At 33.2% G+C, this 26,297-nt stretch carries 33 protein-coding genes; 31 read left to right on the forward strand and 2 right to left on the reverse strand.

Features of this window, described 5'->3' with window-relative positions:
- Positions 1 to 14 precede the first annotated feature (14 nt).
- Complete coding sequence (serA, locus tag VQL36_RS07720) at positions 15 to 1,601, forward strand: phosphoglycerate dehydrogenase (protein ID WP_349248753.1); 1,587 nt, start codon at positions 15 to 17, stop codon at positions 1,599 to 1,601.
- Between the two features lie 93 nt (positions 1,602 to 1,694).
- Here the strand turns inward: serA and VQL36_RS07725 are convergent, their stop codons facing one another.
- Both VQL36_RS07725 and VQL36_RS07730 read right to left on the reverse strand, forming a co-directional pair.
- Entirely contained in the window at positions 1,695 to 2,036 is a 342-nt protein-coding gene (locus VQL36_RS07725) for a hypothetical protein (RefSeq protein WP_349248754.1), read from the reverse strand.
- A gap of 205 nt (positions 2,037 to 2,241) precedes the next feature.
- Positions 2,242 to 3,111 (reverse strand): polysaccharide deacetylase family protein, encoded by an 870-nt coding sequence (locus tag VQL36_RS07730; protein WP_349248755.1) that lies wholly within the window; start codon positions 3,109 to 3,111, stop codon positions 2,242 to 2,244.
- Positions 3,112 to 3,284: 173 nt separating this feature from the next.
- Between VQL36_RS07730 and VQL36_RS07735 the strand changes: the two genes are divergently transcribed.
- The 30 genes from VQL36_RS07735 to VQL36_RS07880 all read left to right on the forward strand — a co-directional run bounded on the left by VQL36_RS07735 (position 3,285) and on the right by VQL36_RS07880 (position 26,288).
- Positions 3,285 to 3,611, forward strand: a complete 327-nt coding sequence (locus VQL36_RS07735; RefSeq protein WP_349248756.1) for a hypothetical protein — start codon at positions 3,285 to 3,287, stop codon at positions 3,609 to 3,611.
- 372 nt (positions 3,612 to 3,983) lie between these two features.
- Positions 3,984 to 4,583, forward strand: a complete 600-nt coding sequence (locus VQL36_RS07740) for a genetic competence negative regulator (RefSeq protein ID WP_349248757.1) — start codon at positions 3,984 to 3,986, stop codon at positions 4,581 to 4,583.
- Positions 4,584 to 4,730: 147 nt separating this feature from the next.
- Entirely contained in the window at positions 4,731 to 5,975 is a 1,245-nt protein-coding gene (locus VQL36_RS07745) for a Glu/Leu/Phe/Val dehydrogenase (RefSeq protein ID WP_349248758.1), read from the forward strand.
- Positions 5,975 to 6,661 carry a glutamic-type intramembrane protease PrsW gene (prsW, locus tag VQL36_RS07750; protein WP_349248759.1) on the forward strand — a complete coding sequence of 229 codons (687 nt, stop codon included), beginning with the start codon at positions 5,975 to 5,977 and terminating at the stop codon, positions 6,659 to 6,661. Before VQL36_RS07745 ends, prsW begins: the two co-directional genes overlap by 1 nt.
- A gap of 51 nt (positions 6,662 to 6,712) precedes the next feature.
- The gene (locus VQL36_RS07755) at positions 6,713 to 6,871 is read left to right on the forward strand and encodes a hypothetical protein (protein ID WP_349248760.1); all 159 of its coding nucleotides are present in this window, start codon (positions 6,713 to 6,715) and stop codon (positions 6,869 to 6,871) included.
- Between the two features lie 64 nt (positions 6,872 to 6,935).
- Positions 6,936 to 8,261 (forward strand): germination protein YpeB, encoded by a 1,326-nt coding sequence (gene ypeB / locus VQL36_RS07760; protein WP_349248761.1) that lies wholly within the window; start codon positions 6,936 to 6,938, stop codon positions 8,259 to 8,261.
- Positions 8,262 to 8,485: 224 nt separating this feature from the next.
- Positions 8,486 to 9,139: a flagellar brake protein gene (locus VQL36_RS07765; RefSeq protein ID WP_349248762.1), complete on the forward strand. Its 654-nt coding sequence runs from the start codon at positions 8,486 to 8,488 to the stop codon at positions 9,137 to 9,139.
- Between the two features lie 71 nt (positions 9,140 to 9,210).
- Positions 9,211 to 9,447 (forward strand): hypothetical protein, encoded by a 237-nt coding sequence (locus VQL36_RS07770; protein ID WP_349248763.1) that lies wholly within the window; start codon positions 9,211 to 9,213, stop codon positions 9,445 to 9,447.
- 124 nt (positions 9,448 to 9,571) lie between these two features.
- Complete coding sequence (cmk, locus tag VQL36_RS07775; protein ID WP_349248764.1) at positions 9,572 to 10,288, forward strand: (d)CMP kinase; 717 nt, start codon at positions 9,572 to 9,574, stop codon at positions 10,286 to 10,288.
- The gene (locus VQL36_RS07780; protein ID WP_349248765.1) at positions 10,269 to 10,850 is read left to right on the forward strand and encodes a lysophospholipid acyltransferase family protein; all 582 of its coding nucleotides are present in this window, start codon (positions 10,269 to 10,271) and stop codon (positions 10,848 to 10,850) included. Before cmk ends, VQL36_RS07780 begins: the two co-directional genes overlap by 20 nt.
- 178 nt (positions 10,851 to 11,028) lie before the next feature.
- Positions 11,029 to 12,249 (forward strand): 30S ribosomal protein S1, encoded by a 1,221-nt coding sequence (rpsA, locus tag VQL36_RS07785; protein WP_349248766.1) that lies wholly within the window; start codon positions 11,029 to 11,031, stop codon positions 12,247 to 12,249.
- A 432-nt stretch (positions 12,250 to 12,681) separates the two neighbouring features.
- Positions 12,682 to 12,960 (forward strand): hypothetical protein, encoded by a 279-nt coding sequence (locus VQL36_RS07790; protein ID WP_349248767.1) that lies wholly within the window; start codon positions 12,682 to 12,684, stop codon positions 12,958 to 12,960.
- Positions 12,961 to 13,057: 97 nt separating this feature from the next.
- Positions 13,058 to 14,377 (forward strand): ribosome biogenesis GTPase Der, encoded by a 1,320-nt coding sequence (gene der / locus VQL36_RS07795; RefSeq protein WP_349248768.1) that lies wholly within the window; start codon positions 13,058 to 13,060, stop codon positions 14,375 to 14,377.
- Positions 14,378 to 14,392: 15 nt separating this feature from the next.
- Positions 14,393 to 14,986: a glycerol-3-phosphate 1-O-acyltransferase PlsY gene (gene plsY, locus VQL36_RS07800; protein ID WP_349248769.1), complete on the forward strand. Its 594-nt coding sequence runs from the start codon at positions 14,393 to 14,395 to the stop codon at positions 14,984 to 14,986.
- 153 nt (positions 14,987 to 15,139) lie between these two features.
- Positions 15,140 to 16,183: an NAD(P)H-dependent glycerol-3-phosphate dehydrogenase gene (locus VQL36_RS07805; RefSeq protein WP_349248770.1), complete on the forward strand. Its 1,044-nt coding sequence runs from the start codon at positions 15,140 to 15,142 to the stop codon at positions 16,181 to 16,183.
- Between the two features lie 60 nt (positions 16,184 to 16,243).
- Positions 16,244 to 16,540 (forward strand): stage VI sporulation protein F, encoded by a 297-nt coding sequence (locus VQL36_RS07810; protein ID WP_349248771.1) that lies wholly within the window; start codon positions 16,244 to 16,246, stop codon positions 16,538 to 16,540.
- A 115-nt stretch (positions 16,541 to 16,655) separates the two neighbouring features.
- Positions 16,656 to 16,835: a DUF2768 family protein gene (locus VQL36_RS07815; RefSeq protein ID WP_349248772.1), complete on the forward strand. Its 180-nt coding sequence runs from the start codon at positions 16,656 to 16,658 to the stop codon at positions 16,833 to 16,835.
- Between the two features lie 17 nt (positions 16,836 to 16,852).
- Complete coding sequence (locus tag VQL36_RS07820; protein ID WP_349248773.1) at positions 16,853 to 17,230, forward strand: 2Fe-2S iron-sulfur cluster-binding protein; 378 nt, start codon at positions 16,853 to 16,855, stop codon at positions 17,228 to 17,230.
- Positions 17,231 to 17,272: 42 nt separating this feature from the next.
- A complete protein-coding gene (locus VQL36_RS07825; protein ID WP_349248774.1) occupies positions 17,273 to 17,869 on the forward strand; it encodes a nucleotidyltransferase domain-containing protein in 597 nt (198 codons plus the stop codon).
- A gap of 2 nt (positions 17,870 to 17,871) precedes the next feature.
- Entirely contained in the window at positions 17,872 to 18,210 is a 339-nt protein-coding gene (locus VQL36_RS07830; protein ID WP_349248775.1) for a 2Fe-2S iron-sulfur cluster-binding protein, read from the forward strand.
- 51 nt (positions 18,211 to 18,261) lie between these two features.
- Complete coding sequence (locus tag VQL36_RS07835) at positions 18,262 to 18,984, forward strand: hypothetical protein (RefSeq protein ID WP_349248776.1); 723 nt, start codon at positions 18,262 to 18,264, stop codon at positions 18,982 to 18,984.
- 210 nt (positions 18,985 to 19,194) lie between these two features.
- Positions 19,195 to 20,673 (forward strand): stage IV sporulation protein A, encoded by a 1,479-nt coding sequence (gene spoIVA / locus VQL36_RS07840; RefSeq protein WP_349248777.1) that lies wholly within the window; start codon positions 19,195 to 19,197, stop codon positions 20,671 to 20,673.
- Between the two features lie 272 nt (positions 20,674 to 20,945).
- Positions 20,946 to 21,218 carry an HU family DNA-binding protein gene (locus VQL36_RS07845; RefSeq protein ID WP_160647270.1) on the forward strand — a complete coding sequence of 91 codons (273 nt, stop codon included), beginning with the start codon at positions 20,946 to 20,948 and terminating at the stop codon, positions 21,216 to 21,218.
- 189 nt (positions 21,219 to 21,407) lie between these two features.
- Entirely contained in the window at positions 21,408 to 21,626 is a 219-nt protein-coding gene (mtrB, locus tag VQL36_RS07850) for a trp RNA-binding attenuation protein MtrB (protein WP_349248778.1), read from the forward strand.
- Positions 21,627 to 21,712: 86 nt separating this feature from the next.
- On the forward strand, positions 21,713 to 22,243 hold the full coding sequence (locus tag VQL36_RS07855) for a hypothetical protein (RefSeq protein ID WP_349248779.1): 531 nt from the start codon (positions 21,713 to 21,715) through the stop codon (positions 22,241 to 22,243).
- Between the two features lie 110 nt (positions 22,244 to 22,353).
- Positions 22,354 to 23,217, forward strand: a complete 864-nt coding sequence (locus VQL36_RS07860; protein WP_349248780.1) for a heptaprenyl diphosphate synthase component 1 — start codon at positions 22,354 to 22,356, stop codon at positions 23,215 to 23,217.
- 18 nt (positions 23,218 to 23,235) lie between these two features.
- A complete protein-coding gene (locus VQL36_RS07865; RefSeq protein ID WP_349248781.1) occupies positions 23,236 to 23,952 on the forward strand; it encodes a demethylmenaquinone methyltransferase in 717 nt (238 codons plus the stop codon).
- Complete coding sequence (locus tag VQL36_RS07870; RefSeq protein ID WP_349248782.1) at positions 23,952 to 24,821, forward strand: UbiA-like polyprenyltransferase; 870 nt, start codon at positions 23,952 to 23,954, stop codon at positions 24,819 to 24,821. The genes VQL36_RS07865 and VQL36_RS07870 overlap by 1 nt, the downstream gene beginning before the upstream one ends.
- Entirely contained in the window at positions 24,821 to 25,471 is a 651-nt protein-coding gene (locus VQL36_RS07875) for a flavin prenyltransferase UbiX (RefSeq protein WP_349248783.1), read from the forward strand. Before VQL36_RS07870 ends, VQL36_RS07875 begins: the two co-directional genes overlap by 1 nt.
- On the forward strand, positions 25,431 to 26,288 hold the full coding sequence (locus tag VQL36_RS07880; RefSeq protein WP_349248784.1) for a menaquinone biosynthesis protein: 858 nt from the start codon (positions 25,431 to 25,433) through the stop codon (positions 26,286 to 26,288). Before VQL36_RS07875 ends, VQL36_RS07880 begins: the two co-directional genes overlap by 41 nt.
- Positions 26,289 to 26,297 lie beyond the last annotated feature (9 nt).

The raw sequence follows: 26,297 nt of genomic DNA on the forward strand, positions 1-26,297 counted from the left end.
GAGGAGTACCATACATGTTTAAAGTATTAGTATCAGATCCAATTAGTGATCTAGGAATTCAGAAGCTTTTTGATGCAAGTGATGTGACAGTAATTAAAGAAACAGGATTAAGTGAGGATGAACTTATTCAAATTATTTCAGATTTTGATGCATTATTAGTACGTAGTCAAACTAAGGTTACAAGAAGAATTATGGAAGCTGCTTCAAAACTAAAGGTGATTGGTCGAGCAGGTGTTGGTGTAGATAATATTGATTTGGAAGCTGCTACACAAAGAGGGATTATCGTAATTAATGCCCCTGATGGTAATACAATATCTACTTGTGAACATACCTTTGCTATGATGATGGCAGTAGCTCGTAATATTCCTCAAGGTTATAAAAAAACAATTTCAGGGGAATGGGATCGCAAGTCATTCGTAGGAGTAGAGCTTAACAACAAAGTTTTAGGTATTATTGGGATGGGGAGAATTGGAACAGAGGTAGCAGAACGAGCAAAAGCCTTTAATATGAAGATTATTGGATTTGATCCATTCTTAACAGAAGATCGTGCAGAGAAACTTGGTATTGAAAAAGGAAGTGTGAATGATATTGCACAAAAAGCGGACTTTATTACTGTGCATACTCCATTGACGAAAGAAACACGTCATATGATCGCAAGACCACAGTTTGAATTAATGAAAAAAGGAGTTAGAATTATCAACTGTGCTCGAGGTGGAATTATAGATGAAAATGCATTAGTAGAGGCAATTGATCAAGGCATTGTTTCTAGTGCGGCGTTTGACGTATTTGAATCAGAGCCACCTCGGAAGGATCATCCATTTCTAAATCATGACAAGATTATTGTTACTCCTCATTTAGGAGCATCTACACAAGAAGCACAAGAAAATGTAGCAGTTGACGTTTCAGATGAAGTGTTAAATATCCTTAGAGATAAACCATTTAAAAATGCAGTAAATATGCCGCATGTTCCATCAAGTGTACTTAGTAAGCTTCAACCATATTTTGAATTAGGTGAAAGATTAGGCAGCTTCTTAATTCAACTCACTGAAGAATCTATTGAGGAAATTCATATTAATTTCTCAGGTGAACTGGCAGATGTAGATACGGCTCCTTTATCACGTGTCATTATAAAAGGTGTGTTGGCACATTATCTAGATTCTGAAGTAAACGTAGTAAATTCAATGCATCTTGCAGAAGCAAAAGGAGTTAGAATTGTACGTCAAAGATCTTCAAGTACTAAAGGATTCACTAATCTCATCACATTAACTTTAAAAACGCACAATGGAGAAAAAACAATTGCTGGAACATTATTAAATGGATATGGAGCTAGAATTGTTCAGATCGACCAATACCCTGTGGATATATCTCCTGAAGGTATCTTCATTTACATTTCTCATCAAGATAAGCCTGGTGCGATTGGAAAAATCGGTACTTTATTAGGGAGTAATGAAGTTAACATTGCAACGATGCAGGTTGGAAGAAAAATAATTGGCGGTGATGCTGTGATGATCCTTACAGTAGATAAACAGCCATCAAAAATTGTGAAGAAACTATTAACTGATACTTCTGAAATTGTTTCAGCAAAAGAAATCATCCTGTAGGTACCCACAAAACAGAGCAAAACATCACCCCAAACTGAAGTAACAAAAAAAGCTCTATTCTTTAAAGAATATGAGCTTTTTTGTCTGGAGTGATTATTGCATATTGTTTTGTTGATTTTGATTCGTTTGTTGCATATTGTTCTGTTGAGCTTGATTCGTTTGTTGCATATTGTTTTGTTGAGCTTGTTGAACTTGCTGTTGAGCTTGTTGCAGCTGCTGTTGAGCTTGTTGAATTTGTTGTTGCTGTTGAGCATTCGCAGCTGTGTTCTGCTGAGCTTGTTGCAACTGTTGTTGAGCTTGTTGAACTTGTTGCTGAGCTTGCTGAATTTGTTGTGGTGTAGCATTCATTTGGGATGCTTGTTGTGCAGCTTGTTGAGCTTGCATAGCAGCTTGTTGGGCTCGCTGTGCGGCTTGTTGTTGGTTTTGTTGTGCCATAATTGTAACTTGTCCTCCCGATGTATTGTATTCATGAACTGACTTGAGCTCATCAATAATTAAATTTAGCCAAATTAAACTAAATTATTCATAATGTTTCACGATTAACAATATTTCTATATAAAAATCTACATATATTGATAAACATCCACATAATTGGAAAGAGTTGAGGTCAACAAAACCGTTATTATGTTGTCAGATTAAGTCATTCAGGTACATAATTTACATCAATTGCTCTTGGGTCAACGAATCCATATCCTTCTGCTTCAATTTTAGTTAATAATTCATCCAAACCTTCTACTGTCCAAGGCAATTCATGCATGAGAATATTACTACCCGCTCTTAATTGCTCCATAACTCTTTGAATAACACCTTCGGGATACTGATATTTTTTAACCCAATCTTCTGATCCATTTGACCAAGTCATATATAACATATTTTCATCTTTTACTTTTGTCGTTAAGTGAATATTGCCAGCGCCTTGACCGTGTGGTGGGCGAAAAAATACGGGTCTTTCCCCTGTTAATTCTTCAACGATATCTTGAACATCTCCAACTTGTTGATTTATTGTTTCACTTGTTTCACTTTTTAAACTTATATGATCCCAAGAATGATTACCGATAATTTGACCTCTGTTATGTATGAGCTGCAATAATTCGGGGTTTTGCTCTATTCTGAATCCATTTACGAAAAATATAGCTTTAGCTTCGTGTTTGTCCAAAATGTCTAACATCTTAGTTAACATCTCTTCTTCTTTCGGTCCATCATCAAAAGTTAAAAGAACTACGTTTTTATTAATTTCTTCCCTTTTAGGTTTAATATCATAAATACCATTCATGTAGTAGTCTAATTCAATTGGTAATTCTTTAATAGCAACTTCTTCAATGGCTTCGCTTCCTTCTTCTGAACCTATTTCATCAGGTTGATTTCCATTTGAATCTTTTACATTTTCGTCTTCGATTTGAATGATATCTGAGGGTGGTTCTTCATTTGAATTTACGGTAGGTTTTTGTCCACACGCAGTAAACGTCAAACTTAAGGAGATAAGGGAGATGAGTGCAAGTTTTAATTTCATTTTTTAGTATCCTCCTGTTGTATTAGTTCATTTTATCTTATTTTACCATGTGGATTATTAAATGTAATTGTTTTTTTGCTATCCATAAATTACTTTTTATTTTTTGAATGTTTAAGCCATAAAATGAAAAAAATAAATTTGAAAAGCAAGTCATGAAAAGGAGGATAAATAAATTGAGAGGATTTTTAATGGGTGGACTTTTCGGAGCTGCATTAGCACTTTACTTAAATAAAAGCAACAATAGAGAAATGTTAATGGCAAATATGGATAAAATGGCAAAGTCTTTGGGTGATATGTTTGATACAGCTACAGATAAAATGAAGGAAATGACATTTAATAATTTGACTAAAAACATGGCAGGTAATGAAGGGAAAAACTTCAAAAATTTTGAGAATGAGCAAGGAATAGAACAAATACAGGAAATTATTAATGAAGATCCAAAAGTAAAAGCAGAATCAGAAAAAATTTTAAATGAAAGTGAAAGCTCAATAACACAGTAAAATATCTCCCTCATCAATTAAACTTTCAACCCCAAAAAGTAAAAACAATACTTTTTGGGGTTTCCTTTTTAAGAAAAATTTTCAGCCTTCTTTTACTGGGAAACTCTAATAAAGTTTTGTTATAATTATTTATGTAAAAAATCATCTTCATTTATAAAAATAGAAAATGATTTTTTTTGTTTTTTAGGTCATTTATATTAGTGCAATATATTGGTTTTAATGTTAACATAAGTAGTAAGATTATGATTAAAAAAATTGTAATTTGGTCAAGCTTTATTTCACAGTTATATACGTTCTAACATATTTTATAACATCATAATTTCATAATGATAATATGTGGAATTTAACTTAGATAGAAGGGAGCTCCTAATCATGAAGATGGAACGATTAAGTACTGACAAAATTCGTATATTTTTAACTTTTGAAGACCTAACTGAACGTGGTATTCAAAAAGAAGATATGTGGAGGGAGATCCCCAAAGTCCGCGAGCTTTTTAATGATATGATGGAGCAAGCCTATTCTGAATTGGGATTCGAAGCATCTGGACCATTAGCCGTGGAGGTAATCACTCACCCTGCACAAGGAATGGTAGTCATAGTTACTAAAGGTATATTAGAGCAAGAAAATGATTTTCCTGAGTATGATGAGGAAGAATTATTATATGAAATGGAAGTTACTTTGGAAGAATCTCATCTGATTTCGTATACATTCCAAGACTTTGAGCATGTTATAACCGTATCCAAATTATTAAAGAAATTTTTATCTGAAGAGGAAGGTATATTATTTTCTTATGAAGATCAATGGATTTTACAAATAGATTCAGAGAAATTTGATGACGATTTGTTTCACACACTTATCGCTCTATTGTCAGAGTATGGTGAGGCCACCTCGCTTACTCAGTCTATTTTGGAAGAATATGGTAAAGTTATTATATCTGAAAATGCAATAAATGTTATTGATGAGCACTTTTAAAAATACTTCTATAACATATGATTGAGAGCATCTGCAAAACTAATTTTGGTTTTTGTATGGTGCTTTTTCATGGAGTAGAATATTTCTCTTTTTCTAAATTGGCTAGGAGCCGCGATAATATAAAACCAGTAAAAGAAGGTGGATTGTTTGAATAAAACAGATAACATACTATACTCTACACAAACAGTTATTAAGGAAGCATTGACAAATTTAGGTTTTGGGGAAGATATGTTTGATTTATTAAAGGAGCCTCTAAGATTATTTAAAGTCCGAATCCCAGTAATGATGGATGATGGTAAAGTACATGTGTTTACTGGTTTTAGAGCGCAGCATAATGATGCTGTTGGCCCAACAAAAGGTGGAGTTAGATTTCATCCAGATGTAACTGAGGATGAAGTAAAAGCACTATCTATTTGGATGACTTTAAAATGTGGTATAACAGACATTCCGTACGGCGGAGGAAAAGGTGGGATTATTTGCGATCCTCGTAAAATGTCGTTCAAAGAATTGGAAAGATTAAGCAGGGGTTATGTCCGTGCGATTAGTCAGGTTGTTGGTCCTTCAAAAGATATTCCCGCACCTGATGTGATGACAAATTCACAAATCATGGCATGGATGCTTGATGAATACAGTAGAATTAGAGAATTTGATTCACCAGGATTCATTACTGGTAAACCTCTTGTGCTTGGTGGCTCTCATGGTCGTGAAACTGCTACAGCCAAGGGTGTATCCATTATGATCAAAGAAGCATTGAAGAAAAAAAATATTGCAATTCAAGATGCGAGAGTTATTATACAAGGATTTGGAAATGCTGGGAGTTATCTTGCCAAGTTTATGCATGAAGCTGGAGCCAAAGTTGTAGGGATTTCTGATGTTCTTGGGGGTTTATATGACCCTAATGGGCTTGATATTGATTTTTTAATTGATAGAAGAGATTCATTTGGAACAGTAACAAACTTATTTAAAAAAACGATCTCAAATCAAGAGCTGCTTGAAATGGACTGTGATATTCTTGTACCTGCTGCAATTGAAAATCAAATTACAATCCATAACGCAGAGAAGATAAAAGCAAGTATACTGGTAGAAGCAGCAAATGGACCTACCACATTAGAAGCAACTCAAATATTGACAGATAAAGGAGTCTTGCTAATTCCAGATGTTCTCGCAAGTGCAGGGGGTGTCATTGTATCTTACTTTGAATGGGTTCAAAATAACCAAGGATATTATTGGAGTGAAAAAGAAGTTCATGAGAAATTAGAGGATATTATGGTAAGAGCTTTAGACAAAATATATCAAACACATACATCAAGAGGTGTTAACATGCGCCTAGCAGCTTATATGATGGGAGTACGCAAGGTGGCTGAAGCCGTAAAATACAGAGGCTGGATTTAATGCAAATCTTAACTATATTATGTATTGCAATAGCTCCAAGTTTAGCGCTGCTGACTTATTTTTATTTAAAAGAGAGTCACTCTTCAGAACCAATACGTATGGTTATGAAATTATTTTTATTTGGTATACTTCTCGTATTTCCTACTATGGTTATTCAGCGTGGTTTAGTTTTAGGCTTCGGAGAAAATGATTTTTTATTTTCATTTATAATTTCAGGTGGAATTGAAGAGTTTTTGAAACTGTTTCTTTTATATTATACAATATTCAATCATCATGTTTTTGATTCACCCTATGATGGGATCGTTTATGGTGTATCCATCTCATTAGGATTTGCAACTTTGGAAAATATAATCTATGCATTTTCTTATTCAGCTTCTTTTACTACATTGTTGCTAAGAGGGTTGCTGCCAATTTCAGGACATGCAATATTTGGTGTAATTATGGGATTTTATATAAGTAAGGCTAAGTTCCTTTCACAAAAGAAATATTTATGTTTAGCCTTGGCTCTTCCTGTATTATGGCATGGATCATTTGATTATATTATGCTTGCTTTTCAAACGAATTTATTGATGATTTTAATTGTCTTTATGGTTTTTTTATGGATTAAAGGGTTAAGAAAAGTTAAGCAGGCAAATCATTATTCAACATCGTTTAATATGACTGCGGAGAAAAAGTTTGAAGTGTAAGCAATTTGGTAATGATAATGCTTATAATCATTTGCAGGAGGATTTTCATCTATGAAATACAGAGTGAAAGTTACAATCCGATGTCAATCTTGCGGTGAAAGATATATTCTTAAAGGCAGAAGAGCTGAAGGAAAAGTGGACACAGGTTTCAAAAAATGTTTATGTAATAACGATTCAAATTTTGAAGTTCAATATGAAAATGAATTATAGTGAATAAAGCCCCTTTCATTAACAGAAACTATGTTACAAATTGTTAATGAAAGGGGTTTATATGATGTATAGACGTTTAAGCGCAGTTGCGTTTCCGATCCTTATCATTGCTTTAGTAGGTACTGCATTGTGGGGGTATCAAGAACATCAAGAAAAAAACTCAATATTGATAAAGTCTGAAAATCAATATCAACGTGCTTTTCATAATTTATCATTTGAACTAGATCAACTACATACCGAATTAGGGAATACTTTGGCTGTAAATTCATCATCTCGTAATTTCCATAGAAAATGCTTGGTTAATGTCTGGAGAATAACGAGTGAAGCTCAAAGTGATATTAATCAATTACCGTTAACATTACTGCCTTTTGATAAAACGGAGGAATTGCTGGCTAATTTAGCTAGTTTCTCATATTCAGCTGCAATAAGAGATTTATCTGACGATCCCTTGTCAGAAAAAGAAATGGAAAATTTGAAATCATTGTACGAGAGAACAGGTGAGATTTCAAATGAATTAAGATCCATCCAATCTAATGTATTGAGGGATAATCTTCGTTGGATGGACGTAGAGGTCGCTATTGCTTCTGAACAAGAGCCATTGGATAATGGCATCATAGATGGGTTTAAAACAGTGGATAAAAAAGTCACAGAATATTCTGAGATTGATTGGGGACCTTCTAATACTCAAATGTTTCATAATAGAGACTATAATCAATTAGGAGGAAGTTCCATTTCTCCTGAAGAAGCTAAAGAAATTGCTGGAAATATATTAAATATGAAACAAACAGAACAAATGAAGGTTTACGAAAACGGAAAAGGGACTGAATACCATACTTATAATATCCAGATTAATAATTCTAATGAGAACTCTATAGAGATGGATATAACAGCTAAAGGTGGCCACGTCGTATGGTTTATGAACTCCCGCCCTGTGAATGGAAAGAAGCTTGATGTTAATCAAGCAAAAGAAAAGGCATTAGAAGCGCTTGAACAAATGGGTTTTAAAAAAATGAAGGCGGTTAGTTTTGATCAATATGAAAATGTTGTAAGTTTCGCTTTTGTAACGAAAATGGATGATATTATTATTTACCCTCAGAAAATTTCAGTTAAAGTAGCATTGGATAATGGTGAAGTGGTGGGAATGCAAACTACAGACTATATTTTTGCAAATCATGAACGGAGTATAGAACCTCCTAAGCTAACTATTGAAGAAGCGAAAAAAACACTAAATCAAAACTTTAAGGTGGAAAGTACCGACAAAGCTTTAATCTTAAATGATATGAATGAGGAAATTTTATGTTATGAATTTTTAGGAGAAATCAACAGCCAGCTTTATAGAATTTATATTAATGCAAGTACAGGAATGGAAGAGAAAATCGAACAAGTGTAAAGTACCCACAAAAGTGAAGAGAAGCTACGAAGTTAAATCCTATTACTTTTGCGGGGCCCAGAACAAAAAACCAAATACACATCACATACAATATAGTCCCACTAAAACTAATATGGAAATCAAAGATTTCCCATAGATTTTAGTGGGATTTATTTTTTTCTACAAATTCTGAGTTCTTCTGATATAATTTGATATATCATTTAGATTTTTTTGAGGTGATACACTTGAAATTAAAAATTGGTCAAAAACTTTTTTTAGAAATTGGTGAGCCTACTGAGGAACAGGATAAAAAAGAAGCACCTTTTTATAAAACAAGAATTTCTGATATTCAGAATGATTATATCTCTATAGAAACTCCAATAGATGAAAATGGAGAAGATATTTATTTATATGATGGAGATGAAATATTTGTACGCTTTAATTCTGAGGATGATGTGAAATATGCTTTTTCTTCATTTGTAATCGGAACAAAAAAAGAAATAATTGAGCAGATTATGCTTAAAAAACCATCTCCAAATGAAATCATACATATTGATGATCGTAATTATTTAAGAGTTCCTGCAGAGTTGGAGATCGCAGTACAACTTTCTAATCATGTGCGTTTTCTTGCTAAAACAATTGATATTAGTGGGGGTGGTTTAGCATTTATATGTGAAGAAAAAATTCAGATTCAAAACTCGATTAACTGTTGGTTGCTTATAAAACATAAAAATGAATTAATTCAACACATCCCCTTTGAAGGGGTGATTATAAGGACAATGAAAATAGATTCTGAGAAGACAAAAGTTATGGTTTATTACCAAAATATTGATGAAGAAGACAGGAGAGCGATTATACGTTATTGTTTTGATCGACAATTTGAACTACGGAAAAAATAAATTGACTTCAAATGAATGAAGAAATTTTTTTGAGGTAAAATATGGTTATCATTATACAATAGGTGTGAATCATGTCAATTCAAAAAGACCATCCAAAATTTGAAGAACTTTATATTGTTTTTTCTAACATCATTGAAAAGTTTTTATTAAAAATATTTTTGTTTTTATTTGTGATACTCATTTTTTTGCAATTTTTTTCTCAATTTGATTATGTTCGTTCGATTTTAATAAAAGTTGAAAAATTAGAGGGTATTCCCTACCAAATTAACGATAGGTATCATGATGAAAACAACAAAAATAGTAATTGATTTTTGCAAAAATCTTAAATCTGTGTTACAATTTTTTTCATAGCAGGCATTGCCTGCTTTTTTGCTGAAATTAGAAGGGGATTATACTTTTACATAAATTTTCGACATAAAGGAGGTGACTCCATTGTTCCAACAGCGCCATAAAATTAATGTCGCTATTGATGGTCCTGCGGGGGCTGGAAAAAGTACTATTGCACGCTTAGTGTCCAAAGAATTAGGGTATGTATATATTGATACAGGTGCAATGTATAGAGCTGTAACCTTAAAGGCGATGGAAAATCAAATTCCTCCAAATGATGAACTGAAAATTGTTGAATTAACCAAACAGTTGGATATTGAATTGATTCCTAGAGAAAGCGGTCAAATGGTGATTGTAAATGGAATTGATGTAACGGAATCAATTCGAACTAATGAAATAAACCAACAGGTCTCTAAGTTTGCTGGGATCAGCAAATTAAGAGAAATACTTGTGGAAAAGCAAAAACAACTGGCTTCATCAAAAGGTGTGGTTATGGACGGGAGAGATATAGCTACTCATGTGCTTCCAGATGCAGAAGTGAAGATTTTTTTAACAGCTAGCGTTGAGGAAAGGGCTTTAAGGAGATATAATGAGATGCTTGAGAAATCACCAGAGTTAACAATCACTTTGGAACAGCTTAAAAATGATATTTCCGTACGAGATCAAATGGATTTAGAAAGAACAGCTTCACCATTAAAAATGGCTGAGGATGCGATTAAAGTTGATAGTACAAACATGACTATTTTAGAGGTTGTGCAAACCATTAAAGAATTATGCATTAAAAAAATGGGTGGGGATAATCATGTTATACAAAACGATTAGAATGATATTAAGATTGTTGTATATTCTAATATATCGATTAAAAGTAGAAGGTAAATATAATATCCCTCAACAAGGTGGAGTCATGCTTTGTTCTAACCATGTAAATTTATTAGATCCTACCATTGTAGGAATCCCACTAAATAGAGAAGTACATTTTATGGCAAAAGAAGAGTTGTTTAAAATTCCTGTGTTAGGGAAATTAATTGCTAAATTAGGAGCTTTTCCAGTAAAACGGGGTGGGGTCAGTAGAGATTCCATAAGAAACGCAATTAAAATTTTAAACGAAGGAAAAGTTTTTGGGATTTTTCCTGAAGGTACTAGAAGGAAATCATTAGGTGTGGGAAAAAAAGGAGCAGCCAGTTTTGCACTTCGTTCCAATGCAATAGTTATACCTGTTGCAATAATTGGAAATTACACCCCATTTCGAAAAATGAAAGTGATTTACGGAAAACCAGTTGATTTAAGTGAGTTTAAGGAAGATTCCTCAACTGATCGCCTAGAGAAAGCGACTGATAAAATCATGTCAAATATTGAAAATTTATTAAAAAGTAATTCAAACTAAAATAAACTAATTCATTTTTTGAATAAATGTAAAGTTGAATATGGAACAATATCTACAAATGAATTATATTTATGTAGAGTTATGATTTGAATCTGTATTATACAGATATTAATTAATAAAATATACAGTGAAGAATCTGATTATTAATGATCAGATAAGCACTAGGAGGTTAATTTAAATGACAGAAGAAACAAATGTAGTTCAAGAGCAAGAAGCTTCAGAGACAGTAACACAAGAGGAAATGTCGAATGTAAATGTTATTCAACAAGGGGACATTGTTAAAGGTAAAGTCGTTAAGGTTGAAGATAATCAAGTCATAGTAGATATTGGTTATAAATATGATGGTATTGTTCCACTTCGTGAACTATCCTCCGTTCATTTAGAAAATGCAGCTGAAGGAGCAGAAGTGGATCAAGAAATTGAATGTAAAGTTATAAGTATAAATGATGAAAATGAAAAATTAATTTTGTCTAAAAAAGCAATTGCTAGTGAAAAAGCATGGGGTGAACTTCAATCTTTATTTGAAAGCCAACAAGTTTTTGAAGCAAATGTAGCTGATGTTGTAAAGGGTGGATTAGTTGTTGATTTAGGTGTTCGTGCTTTTGTACCTGCATCTATGGTAGAAAGACATTTTGTTGAAGATTTTTCAGATTACAAAGGGCGCACTTTAAGAGTGAAGGTAAAAGAATTAGACCAAGAAAATAATAAAGTGATTCTTTCTCAACGTGATGTTTTAGATGAAGAATTTGATGCTAAGAAAAAAGAAGTGCTTTCTCAAATAGAGGTTGGACAAGAAATTGAAGGAACTGTTCAGCGTCTTACTCCATTCGGAGCTTTCATTGATCTTGGTGGTGTTGATGGATTAGTACACATTTCAGAATTATCATGGTCACATGTTGAACAACCATCTGATGTTGTCAATGAAGGTGATAAAGTGAAAGTAAAGGTATTGAAAATTGATGCTGAGAAAGAAAAAATAAGCTTAAGTTTAAAGGCAGTTCAACCTGGTCCTTGGGAGAGTGTTGAAGAGAAATTTAATACAGGAGATGTCGTTAAAGGTGAAGTGAAGCGTATTGCTGCATTTGGAGCTTTTGTAGAGATTTTACCAAGTGTAGAAGGGTTGGTTCATATCTCACAAATTTCTCATAATCATATAGGAACACCGCATGAAGTTCTGAAAGAAGGACAAGAAGTTGATGTGAAAATTTTAGAAATCAATCCAAAAGAAAAAAGAATTTCTTTAAGTATTAAGGAAACAATCGATGCACCTGAAGCTCCAGAAAAGCCAGAAAAAAGCAACAGAGATGGAGAAAAGAACTTAGGAGAGTATGTGGAGAATAAGGGATTGAATTTAACTTTAGGTGAACGTTTTGGAGATAAATTAAGTAAATTGAAATAATCTTAAATTCATTCTTATATCAATCGGCGGTCTCAGAGCGAGTTCGCCGATTTTTTCCTTTCATTGAGTAAAAAACAACAATTTTTCAAAATATAAGAGTGGAAAGTGGTGAAAAATATGAACCCTGGTTACTTATCATTTTTGCTCTTATGTATAATATGTATTTTGTTGTTTTTTGGTTGGAAAAATCAAATTATTGAAGAGGTTTCAAGAAGATCAATTTTATTATTTTTACTATTATGGACGTTCTTTTTATTTATAAATATACCACTTTCAGGTGGCTATGTTATAAATTCAAGTTATATATTCATGGTAATAACCTCATTTTATGTAGCATATAGGTTTCAAATAGTTACTGTTAATTTCTTTTTGTTTCTCTTTTTTTTTAGTACCATATATGTATTGCTTCAATTACTGTATTTTATAGATCCTATGTTTATTATTTATCACATCAAATTGGATATAGCTGTATTATTGGCTTTATTAAGTGCTGGTTTAATTAAAAATTCATTAGAACAATTTACAGTAATAACACTTGGAATGATCTTTGGGGATTTTATTTTAACCTTGTTTATATTTCACAGACTCCCCTTAGAATTAGGAGATTTTGAATTATATGATATGTGGTTATTAACTTTTATCATTTGCCGAGTGTTTTCTGAAGCAGCTAATAGAGGGTATCAAAGAATGAAGCAATATTTTGTGAAATGAGAAATTGGTTGTTACTGTATCCGAGGTATTTTATGGTTTTTAAAAATTAAATTTGATATGATAATATTCATGAGTAATTAGATTAGGAGTGGACGTTTTGGCTAAACCAATTGTAGCGATTGTAGGCAGACCAAATGTTGGTAAGTCAACTATATTTAACCGCATTGTGGGTGAAAGAGTTGCCATTGTTGAAGATAAACCAGGAATTACAAGAGATCGAATTTTTGCTAATGGTGAATGGTTGGATAAACAATTCAGTATTATAGATACTGGAGGAATTGAAATCAGTGAAGATGAAATCACACAATCCATCAAAGCTCAAGCAGAGCTGGCTATCGAAGAGGCAGATGTAATTATATTTATGGTTGATGTGAAATCAGGGATCACGCCTTCTGACACAGAGGTTGCGAACATGTTATTTCGCTCAAAAAAACCTGTTGTTTTAGCAGTCAATAAGGTTGATAATTTAGAACGTGAAAATGAAATTTATGAATTTTATTCACTTGGCTTTGGAGATCCCTTTCCTATTTCAGGTTCACACGGATTAGGAATAGGAGATTTATTAGATAAAGTGGTTGATTCCTTTCCAGATCAAGATGAGAACGACTATGATGAGGATGTTATTAAAGTTTCTTTAATTGGTAGACCTAATGTTGGTAAATCCTCCATGGTGAATGCAATTCTAGGAGAAAAGAGAGTCATTGTAAGCAACCAAGCTGGAACAACACGTGACGCCATAGATACTCCATTTGAAAAGGATGGACAAAAATATGTGTTTATTGACACGGCAGGGATGCGTAAAAGAGGAAAAGTTTACGAAACAACAGAAAAATATAGTGTAATGAGAGCAATGAGAGCAATTGAACGTTCTGATGTTGTATTAATTGTTATTAATGCAGAGGAAGGAATTATTGAACAGGACAAACATATTGCTGGTTATGCAGATGAAGCTGGGAAAGCTGCTATTTTTCTAGTGAATAAATGGGATGCTGTTGAAAAATCAGACAAGACTCTGCAGGAATTCACTACTAAAATTCGTGAACAGTTCCAATTTATGAGTTATGCTCCGATTCTTTTTGTGTCAGCGAAGACTCAGCAAAGGTTACACAAATTAATGCCTATGGTTGATTTTGTGGCTGATCAGCATGCATTAAGGATTCCTACGCATGCTTTAAACGATGTAATTTCTGATGCTGTGGCGATGAATCAACCTCCTATAGATAAAGGGAAGAGATTAAGAATTAATTATGCTACACAGGTTTCTATTAAACCGCCAAAATTTGTTTTATTTGTGAATGATCCTGCGTTAATGCATTTTTCTTATAAAAGATATATTGAAAACAGAATTCGTGCTTCATTTAATTTCGAAGGTACTCCAATCCAAATATTTCTACGAAGGAAATCTCAAGATGAATAAGTAGGGGGTGAATGAGTGTATTACATATTACCCATATTAATAAGCTATTTATTGGGTTCAGTTTCTTTTAGCACCTTGACTGCAAAATGGATTAAAGGAATCGATATACGTAAACATGGTAGTGGAAATGCAGGGGCGACAAATACGTTGAGAGTTCTAGGACTTTGGCCTGCCATTGGTGTACTTGTTTTAGATATATGCAAAGGTATTTTTGCAGTATTGATTGGAAGTTGGTTTGCACCTGACCAAATAATAATTCCAACTTTATGTGGGTTGTTAGTTATAATAGGTCATAATTGGCCTGTGTTTTTTAGTTTTAAAGGTGGGAAAGGAATTGCTACAACAATAGGAGTTGCCATTACCTTAGCACCTATACCAACTATATATGCTGGTCTTATAGCAATAGTGTTCTTACTACTAACTCGTTATGTTTCACTTGGTTCATTACTTTTTACATTATTTTTGCCATTATCAATTTTTATTTTTAGTCAATCAAATGAAGTTTTTTATTTAAGTATTTTTATTTGGATTTTTGCATGGTATCGACATAGGTCAAACATAGTTAGACTGTTACAAGGTCAAGAAGGAAAAGTGGGTCAAAAAGGGTGATTTATACCCACAAAAGTGAATGAATCAAACATGATTAATCCTATTTAATTAAGCTTCATAAATGTCTGCTAACCCATGTAAAAGAGGTGTACGCAGACATTAAAGCATCAGATTGGAAATAGGAGTTTCTTTCAAGAAGGGTGGGGGGGAACAATGTCAAAAAAAGTAACAGTATTCGTAGCTGGAAGTTGGGGAACAGCACTAGCCTCAGTTTTAGCTGATAATGGACTTGAGGTTATGATTTGGTCTCGAAATGAAAAACAAGTGGAGGAAATTAATACTCAACACACGAATAGCAAGTACCTTCCTAAAATTTCTCTTTCTAATCGAATCAAAGCAACTACATTAATAGAGGAAGCTATGAATGGAACGACTGCTGTTATCATAGTAGCACCGTCTTCAGGCATGAGGGAGGTGGCTTCTAAGATCAAACCTTACATTCATGAAGACCATCTCATAGTTCACGCTACAAAAGGGTTTGAAGCAAAATCTTTAAAACGAATGTCACAGGTTATCTCTGAAGAGTTTACAAATGTAGATGAGAAAAATATAGCAGTACTTTCAGGTCCAAGTCATGCAGAAGAAGTGATTAATAAATCTCCTACAACAGTTGTTATTTCAGCCGTTAATTTGAACGCTGCAGAAAAGGTTCAAGATTTATTTATTAACTCTTATTTTAGAGTATATACGAATCCAGACATTATTGGTGTTGAAATAGGAGCAGCCCTAAAAAACATTATTGCTTTAGGTGGTGGATTGTCTGACGGTTTATCGTTTGGTGATAATGCAAAAGCCGCTTTAATTACTCGTGGTTTAGCTGAAATAGCGAGATTAGGAGTTGCTATGGGAGCAAATCCACTAACTTTTATTGGTTTAGCTGGTATTGGTGATTTAGTTGTAACCTGTACAAGTCAACATAGCAGAAATTGGCGTGCAGGATATCTACTTGCTCAAGGAAATACACTAGATGAAACGTTGGAAAAAATGGGTATGGTAGTTGAAGGTATTAAAACTACGCAGGCTGCTTATGAGTTATCTAAAATATATGATATCACAATGCCAATTACCTCCGAATTGTATGAAGTATTATTTAATAAAAAAGAGCCCAAATTTGCAGTTGAAGATTTAATGGGACGTGTTAAAACCCATGAAATGGAGGATATTGCAATACCATCGTCAAAAAAATGGGTGGAATAGCCTACACGAATTTCCCTTCTTATTCATAAGATGCATTAGCACAGAATAAGGAGGGTTAGTATGAGTAAAAGTAATAAAGGTAATGATCTTTCTAAAGATGTTTTAGATGTTGTTAAGAAAAAAACGGGTAAAAAAGTATCTAGAAAAGATATTGAAAAAATAGCTAGTGGAGTCAAACCTTCAACCTTACAAAGTGAAAAAGAATTGCGTGAATTAATTCTAAACGTTTCAAAAATGGTAAAAGTACCAGTCGCTGAATCCACAGTAAATGAAATTATAAAAGCTGTAAAAGGTAGTGGGTTTAATACAGGTCAATTAGAAAATATGATGCAAGGTATGATGAAAAAAAAGAAATAATTTTGTGCAAAGCATAAGGTTTCTAAAATTGACCTTATGCTTTTTTATCATATTATGTGTTATAGTAGATGATGAAAAATAACGATAAAGTGATTAGGATTAGGAGTTAGATATAATGGATTCAATGGATAAAATGTGGTTATCATTCTATGCAATAGGTTTTATGATTTTGGCCTCTGTTTTAATTACATTTGCACGAGCAAAAACAAAAGGAATTATTCGATTTATAATTTCATTCATTGCTGTTATTATTTTGATTTTTTCTTTCTTCATAGGATTGATTTCGATTATATAATTAAGGAGGACAAGTAGATGAAGATTAGAAGATTGTTCTCAAAAAAAGTCGATTTCAGTCCAAATTCAGACCAAAAAAATATAGATGAACATAAAGAACAAGTTGTTGAGTTAAAAGGTAAATTTAAGGAGAAAAAGGTGAAAACTGAGCTAAATATATCTTTGCTAGATCTCGCTTTAAAAAATAATATTGACTGGCAATTTGCTTGTACGAATGGAAACTGCGCTAGATGTCGATGTTATATTCAAGAAGGGGCAGAATTGTTAAGTAATGTGAATTCAGCAGAGAAATCTAGATTGGATATTCAGGAGCTTAAAGATGGCTATCGATTAGGATGCCAAGCTGTGATTGTAAAAGATGGAGCTCTTAAAGCAATGAACAAAACTTATTTTTAAAGTGTAGGAACTATTGAAAATGAATGGAAAGGTGTGGCATCGTTGGTTTTATCAAAATCATTAAGTGAATGTATCACTTATATATATAATAAATTAGAAAGCTCAGAGGTTGACTGGTATGTAGGAGGCAGTTGTGGTCTTCTTTTACAAGAAATTTCTTTAGAGGCAGATCCTCGAGATTTAGATATTCAAATTGAAACAAAGTTCTCACCGATCATTCATTCTATCTTACAACCCTATGCTTTAGATAAACCGCATTTTAGTGAAACAGAAATTTTCAAATCACTACTTAGTCATTATGAGATTGGCGGAATAGAAGTGGAACTAGTAGCGGAATTTAGTGTTCATTCATTAACATCTGATTATAAAGTTGATATGAGCTTTTTAAAAAAATATAGTACTGTTGTGAATTTAAATGGTTTTCAAATAAAGGTGATGCCTTTAGCACATGAGTTTATTTTTAATGTATTACGTAATAGACCAGATCGATATTTAGTTGCAGCTGAAAAAATGGTCTCCAATAAAATGAGATATTTTCCAGCTTTGTATGAAATATTAAAAAGAAATCAATTTGATGAATTACATATGCAAAAAATGAGCGATTTATTATCTGAATCTTTATGTGAAAGGGAATTGTAAACATGGCAGAAGTCACTTTTTTACCTCGAAATAAAATGATAAAAGTGAAAGCAGGTACTTCTCTATTAGAAACCAGTAAACGTGCAAGAGTAGTTATTCCTGCACGATGTGGTGGCAATGCATCATGTTTGATGTGCAAAGTCATAGTGGAAGATCCTACAACTATTTTGCCTTTGACACAAAATGAAAAGGAAAAATTGAGTGAAGATCAAGTTTCTGGAAATATAAGATTAGCTTGTCAAGCAAAAGTCTTTAATAAAAAAGTAGTTGTAAAGATACCTGAGAGCCCTTTGAATAAAGTTATTCAGGCACAGTTACAGAACAAAAATAAAATGATTTAAAAAAATAAATTAAAAATCACATGGAATACTGGAAGGATGAAGGAATAATAGATGAAAAAAATAAGCTACAGTTTTATGAGTTTGCTCCTAATCTTGTTTACTTCAGGATGTTTATATCCAGATGATATGAGAGGAGACAAAAGTGCAGGTGCAGTCAGAGAATCGATTACATTAGTTCAAACCGCTGTTGATGCATACCAACAAGCTTCTGGAGGATTAATTCCTATTAAAAATAGTGAGATGGACACCCCCGTTTATGAAAAATATATCATTGACTTTAATAAGCTGGGAGCATATATCGGTCAAATACCAGCGGTTGCTTTTGAAAATGGAGGTAATTATTATTTTGTACTTGTTAATGTAGAAGAACATCCTACTGTTAAATTAATGGATATTGTCTCCTTCCAAAAGATAAATGCACTTGAAAGAGAAATTTTACTATATATTAGTGATAATAATGGAGCTTTGCCTAAAGGTGATGAGTTGTATGAAAACTGGTTTAGCATTGATTTTAGTTTATTAGACCAAAAAAGATTACAAATCAAAAGTCCTTATTCAGAATTATATTTAAGTCCAATCGTACATACTTCAGGTATTGTAAAGATTGATTATGGTATAGAAATAAACAGGATAATAGAAAATTACGGAGAAGGCAATATAAATAAGAATCAAGATTTGCGTGAATTATTAATTGAAACTTCAAACTATGTACCTGTGAAATCAAATCCTTATGATTGGGTAAATGAGGAGCATGTTATTCGCAATACATTTTAAAAAGCACTCATTAGTATGAGTGTTTTTTTGTAATAACGCATATTTTTTCATAGAAATCATATATTTTTCAGTGAATATTGTTTAAAAGTAATTTTATTTAGTAAAGAAATAGGCGGGGTTGTTTAAAATTCAGTCATATTCATTTTTTTGTTACATATATTGTTACTAGTCCAATTGAATGTACGATACCTTGTATAGGAGGGGATCTTTTTGGAAAAAGTGGATATTTTTAAGGACATCGCAGAAAGGACAGGTGGGGATATTTACTTAGGGGTTGTTGGTGCGGTTCGAACTGGTAAATCTACTTTTATTAAACGATTTATGGAGACCATCGTATTACCGAACATCTCTAATGAGGCTGACAGAGTTAGAGCAAAGGATGAGCTGCCTCAAAGTGCTTCTGGTAGAACGATCATGACAACAGAACCTAAGTTTGTTCCAAATAATGCAGTAAAGATTACTGTAGATGAAGGTTTAGATGTTAATGTGCGTATGGTAGATTGTGTTGGTTATGCTGTTGTAGGCGCACATGGGTATGAGGATGAAAATGGACCTAGAATGATTAATACACCATGGTTTGAAGATCCGATACCATTTCAAGAGGCAGCAGAAATAGGTACAAGAAAAGTTATACAAGAGCATTCTACATTAGGTGTAGTTATTACAACGGATGGGTCTATCACAGATATTGATAGAGAATCTTATGTTCAAGCTGAGGAACGTGTTATTAATGAGTTGAAGGAAGTAGGTAAACCATTTATCTTAATTGTAAATTCAACTCGACCAGATCATCCTGATACAAATCAACTTTGTGAAGATTTGTCCCAAAGATATGACATTCCTGTGATGCCAATGAGTGTAGACACTATGGGTGAACGAGAGATGACTTCTGTATTAAGAGAAGTACTGTACGAGTTCCCTGTTCATGAAGTGAATGTGAATCTGCCAAGCTGGGTGATGGTTTTGGATGAAAATCACTGGCTGAGAACAAATTTCGAAGAAAGTGTTAGGGAGACTGTAAAGGATATTAGTAGATTGCGAGATGTGGATCGAGTAGTTGGGAATTTTGAAGGGTTTGACTTTATTGATAGAGCGTCTTTAGCAGGAATGAATATGGGGCAAGGTATAGCTGAAATTGATTTATACGCTCCAGATGAATTGTATGATCAAATTCTTATGGAGGTAGTTGGGGTAGAAATCAGAGGGAAAGATCATTTGCTTCAACTAATGCAGGAATTTAGCCATGCTAAAAGAGAGTATGATCATTATGCTGAAGGCATTGAGATGGTGAAAGCAACTGGATATGGTATAGCTGCTCCACCTATAGAGGATATGACTTTAGAAGAACCAGAACTTATCCGACAAGGATCAAGATTTGGAGTCCGTTTAAAAGCGGTGGCTCCATCCATACACATGATACGTGTGGATGTAGAGTCAGAGTTTGCACCAATTATAGGCACAGAAAAGCAAAGTGAAGAACTGGTAAGGTATTTAATGCAGGATTATGAAGATGATCCAGTTAGAATATGGGATTCCGATATTTTTGGCAGATCATTACAATCAATTGTCCAGGAAGGAATCCAAGTAAAACTAGCGATGATGCCAGAGAATGCAAGACATAAACTACAAGAAACGTTAGGAAGAATTACGAATGAAGGATCTGGTGGATTAATAGCTATCATATTATAGATGCCAGTACGAAAACCAGTGCAAGATAAAGTGAATAAACCGATTTTCCGAAATATTAAGGTTAAATCGGTTTTTTGCTCTTTTCTTTTTTAAAAGGAAAATGTATAATATATTAGGATTTGGAAGAATATTAAACCCAATTTGTATTATTCCTTGTGTTTATCAGATTAAAAAGTAGTAAAATATACATTTTTCAATGACTATATGTATATTTTTATTTAAAAAGGTTAACACAAATGATAATATAATATTTTTGGGAGGAGGTGAAGAACTTGAATAAATCTGAATTAGTTACTAAGGTTGCTGAAACAGCAGAGCTTCAAAAAAAGGATGCATCCAAAGCTGTTGATGCTGTTTTCCAAGCCATTTCAGAAGCGTTACAAAGCGGAGATAAAGTACAATTAGTTGGATTCGGTAATTTTGAAGTTCGTGAACGTTCTGCAAGAAAGGGCCGTAATCCTCAAACAGGGGAAGAAATTGATATTGCAGCTAGTAAAGTGCCGGCCTTTAAACCAGGTAAAGCTTTAAAAGAAGGTATAAATTAATAAATACATATTTTTATAGCTATTTATTAAAGACCGTTGTATCTGTTCTATTTGATACAGCGGTTTTAATTTCTCTATAATCACTTTTATAATGTTATTTTATGAGAATTAGCAATGATAGAGGTTTTTAGAAAATATGATATAATTCTGAGGTACGGTGTAATTGATCGAAAGAAATGGAGGCGTATCATGCAGAGAATAAATGATGAATACGTTATAATTAAAGCAAATGAAGATGGTGTGAACGTAATCGGATTAACAAGAGGACAGGATACGAGATTTAATCATACTGAAAAACTAGGCAAAGGAGAAGTGATGATTGCTCAATTTACAGAGCATACTTCTGCTGTAAAAGTTAGAGGTAAGGCAACAATTCAAACGAAACATGGAATTATTGAAAGTGAATAAAAATATTTTATGAGCAGGCAGTCATAGCCTGCCATTTTTGTTTGTACAATGGGATATAGGGAAGGAAAAATTAGGAGGAGAATGATGTGAAGTGGAATCGGATATTCCTTATCTCAATAATGATGTTGATCATCCCATTCATATTGTCAAAATTTTTTCAATTGGAATTTAAAGAGACTGGACCGAAAATTAGTGATAAAAAAGAATTAATTAAGGAAGTCGTTCAATTAAAAGAAAATAATATTGTTGATTTCATGAGTAATCTGCCTATTCAAAATAATCTTAGTAAGGTGGGTTGGGATCATTCAACACTATCTATTGACTTGATTATCTCGGGGCAAATCAAGGATTCAAATCTAGTTTACAGAGATTTATATACGATCATTCGATCGGGTTTTGAAGATACTTCAAATGTAAAATTAATCTTGATCAGAGTGTTTGACTATAATCAATTAAGTGGAGGTCATCAAAAGCTTTTGATGACGATTGACGCAAGTGCAGGTCGTTGGTCAAAAGATATGGATCAGATAGAGAATAGTTACGAAGAGTTGTTAACTTCATTTTTCAAATTGAAAACTACGGATTACTGGGATCAATGGATAAATGACATCTCTTAAATCAGTTGAATAACTAAAATCAAAAATGTATTTTGATAAAGTGCGTGTGTTAGATGGATATGATATAATAATTTAGATTTTAATATTGTAATGATTTCGGAGGCAATTAAATGGATGGCTATGTAGTTCCTGAACTAGCAAAAAAAAGTACACAGTATGATATGATTCAAAAACATACGGACCTTCCTTCTTTTCCGTATTCTCGCTCAAGGTTGCTCTATATTTTTCTAAATAAGCATTCCACCTCAACTTCTGATAAAATTTCTGAGTTGTATACATTGGTGACTTCATTAATACAAATGGGGATGGATACACATGATCTGGTTGATGTCGGAGAAGAACAGGTCGAGATGAAGAAGATGCGAACAAGACAACTTAGAGTTTTAGCTGGGGACTATTTTAGCAGTAAATTTTATCACTTATTATCTCAAGCCGGACAGATAGATACCATCCATTCTTTATCTCAAGCTATTAGTGAGGTAAATCGATTAAAAATAAATTTATATATGAAAATGGAAAAATTTAAATTAAGTGCTGAAGATTATTTTCAACACTGCATTGATATAAAATCACAGTTATATCTTATTTTTGCTAATTATATGGACGAAATGCTGCAAAAACAATGGCCTGACATTTTAGTTTCAATAACAAAATGCGAACTTATTACTGAGGAAATTGATAAAATGAATCAGAACCAGATTAAGGATTTAAAGGGAAGCTGGGCTTATTGGTATATTTTAAAACAAGCTACTTCTGAAGAGAAGGAAATGTTAAAAAAAGATAGTTGTGATACGTCTTTGATACAATCCGTTTTATTGAAATATAACATCAAAGTTAAACTCCATCAGATGTTAGAGAATCAATGGAAAGATGTGAGTGAAAAAGTCAATAATATAAAAAATGAGAACATTAAAAAAGAACTAGAAAAAATAGGAAAACCCTTCATGTCATATTTATCTGCTTCTAAAGTTTAACGAAAAAAGGTGATTGAGTTGGAAGGAAATGCAAAAAAAGAATTTGTGCACTCTGTATTTGAAAATATTGCACCTAAGTATGATGTAATGAATGATATTATAAGTTTTAGACGTCATAAAGCATGGCGCAAATTTACGATGAAAAAAATGAATATGCAACCTGGTGAGACAGCGATTGACTTATGTTGCGGCACATGTGACTGGACAATTAGCATGGCAGAGGAAAGTAAAACAGGGAAGGTTGTTGGTCTTGATTTTAGTTTAAACATGTTAGAAATAGGAAAGAAAAAAGTAAAATCTTCTGGGTTGGACGATCAAATTGACTTAGTGCACGGAGATGCAATGGAGTTACCATTTGAAGATAATTCTTTTGATTACGCGACAATTGGTCTTGCGCTTCGAAATGTTCCTGACCTTAGGCAGGTTCTAAAAGAAATGAGAAGAGTAGTGAAACCAGGTGGACAAGTTTACTGTTTGGAATTATCAAAACCTACTTGGCAACCGTTTAAATCCATATATTATTTTTATTTTAACAGAATTCTTCCTTTAATTGGAAAAATAGTAGTTAAAAAATATGAGCAATACAAATGGCTACCAGAATCGTTAGTCACATTTCCTGATCATAAGGAACTTGCGGGTATATTTAAGGAAATTGGTTTAAATGAGGTTGAAGCATATCCATTAACCGGGGGGATTGCTGCACTTCATATTGGCAAAAAGGGGAATTCAGATTGATGTTAAAGAAAACTAAAATATTTCTAGAAATGATTAAGTTTGAACACACGATATTTGCATTGCCTTTTGCTTTTATGGGAGCTGTTCTAGGGTCCTATACGATGAATGGTCATTTACCTTCTTGGGCACAAATTGGGTGGATTATTTTAGCCATGATTGGTGCTAGAAGTGCTGCAATGGGCTTGAATCGATTGATAGACAAAGTGATAGACGGTAAAAACCCGAGAACAGCAGCAAGAGCCATTCCAGCAGGTTTGCTCTCATCTAAAGAAGTGATACTATTTATTGTTGTGTCTTTTGCTTTATTGTTTTTTGCTTCTGCAAAATTGGATCCAATAGCTGTTAAATTGTTGCCTATTGCTGTGTTTTTCTTAGTTTTTTATTCATATACAAAACGATTCACTTGGGCATGTCACCTTATTCTTGGCTTTACTATTGCTCTAGCTCCTTTAGGTGGATGGGTTGCCATTACGGGTGAGATTAATACAACTGCAATCATTTTATTTGTTTCTGTTGCTTTATGGACAGCTGGTTTTGATATCATATATGCTTGTCAAGATATAGAATTTGATCGTAAAGAAGGGTTATATTCCATTCCAAGTTCATTTGGAATAGCAAATGCATTAAAAATTGCCAAGTTCCTTCATTTCATAACAGCTATTGGATTAGTCAGCATTATGTTTTTAGCTAATTTAAGTTGGTGGTATTTAGTTGGAACTTTAATAGCTGCCTTATTGTTGATTTACGAACATCAACTTGTTAAACCAAATGATTTGTCTAAATTAAATGCAGCATTTTTTACGATGAATGGTGTACTTAGTGTCGTTGTTTTCGTTTTTACGTTAATTGATTTGGTGGTGTATCAGTAATGAGCCAATTGATCGAAACAGATAAAGAATGGATTGTAGGAATTACCGGAGCCAGTGGGGCTATATATGGTGTGCGATTATGCGAGACTTTACTTAAGTTAGGATACCATGTGAAAATCTTAATTACGGATGCAGGGTGGCGTGTTCTTAAAGAAGAATTAAACTGGGACGTATCCCAGAGACAAGAAACTTTAAACAAATATTTTTCAATATATCCAGGGGAATATACTTATTTTCCAATTCAGGATATAGGCGCTAGTATTGCAAGCGGTTCTTATCAAACAGAAGGCATGATTATTATACCTTGTTCTATGGGGACTTTAGCTGGGATATCACACGGAATGTCGGATAATTTGATGGAACGTGCAGCTGATGTTATGTTAAAAGAAGGACGAAAGTTAATCGTCGTACCTAGAGAAACTCCACTTCATATGATTCATTTGGAAAACATGCTCAGGTTGTCAAAAACAGGTGCAACAATCATACCTGCAATGCCTGCTTTTTATTATAAACCTAAAACGCTTGATGATATCGTTTCATTTTTGGTGGGTAAAGTTTTAGATATGATGGGAATAAAACATAATATGTTTACTAGATGGGGAGATTTAGATGAGTCGAAAAATGGATTTGATTCGAATAGGGGAAATTAATTACACGAATATATGGCCTATATTATATCATTTTCCTAAAAAGAAATTTGAAAATCAAATACAATTTGTAACAGAAGTGCCAACGAAACTCAATAAAGCTCTATCGGAAGGGAAATTAGACATGGCACCTATCTCTTCTTTTGCCTATGCCGAAACTTTTAGAAAATATGTGTTATTTCCTGATTTATCTGTAAGCTCTTTTGGTAAAGTGAATTCAATTTTGTTATTTCATAAAAAACCACTAGAGCAAATTGTTCATGGAAAAATTGCACTCCCAACAACTTCAGCAACGTCCGTTAATTTGTTGAAAATTATTATTCATAAATTTTATAAAGGGGAGCCCCAATATTTTCACTCTACTCCACATTTAGATCAAATGATGAAGGAAGCTGACGCTGCATTACTGATTGGGGACGATGCTATTCAAGCTAAATGGGCAAATTCACATTATAATGTTACAGATTTAGGTGAGCTTTGGACGAGTTTGACGAATAGTTGGATGACATTTGCAGTTTGGGCTGTTCGTAGAGAAATCGCTGATTTTAACCCTACAATGATGCAAAATATATTTAGTTCACTAAAGCAAAGTAAAGAGCTTGGTATAAGTGATCAAACAGAGATGATCAAAGAAGCACAAGCTAGAATTGGGGGATCAAAGTTATTTTGGATAAAATATTTTTCTGAATTAAGCCATGACTTTGGACAATTACAAAAAAATGGGTTAAAGTTATATTATCAGTATGCTAGAGAGATGAATCTAATACCAGAGCAAGTCCCCATTCAAATGTGGACCGAGCAGGAGTTATCGAAATTATAAAAATCTTGA

Origin of the sequence: Chengkuizengella sp. SCS-71B (assembly GCF_040100845.1) — a bacterium.
Classification (GTDB): Bacteria; Bacillota; Bacilli; order Paenibacillales; family KCTC-33759; genus Chengkuizengella.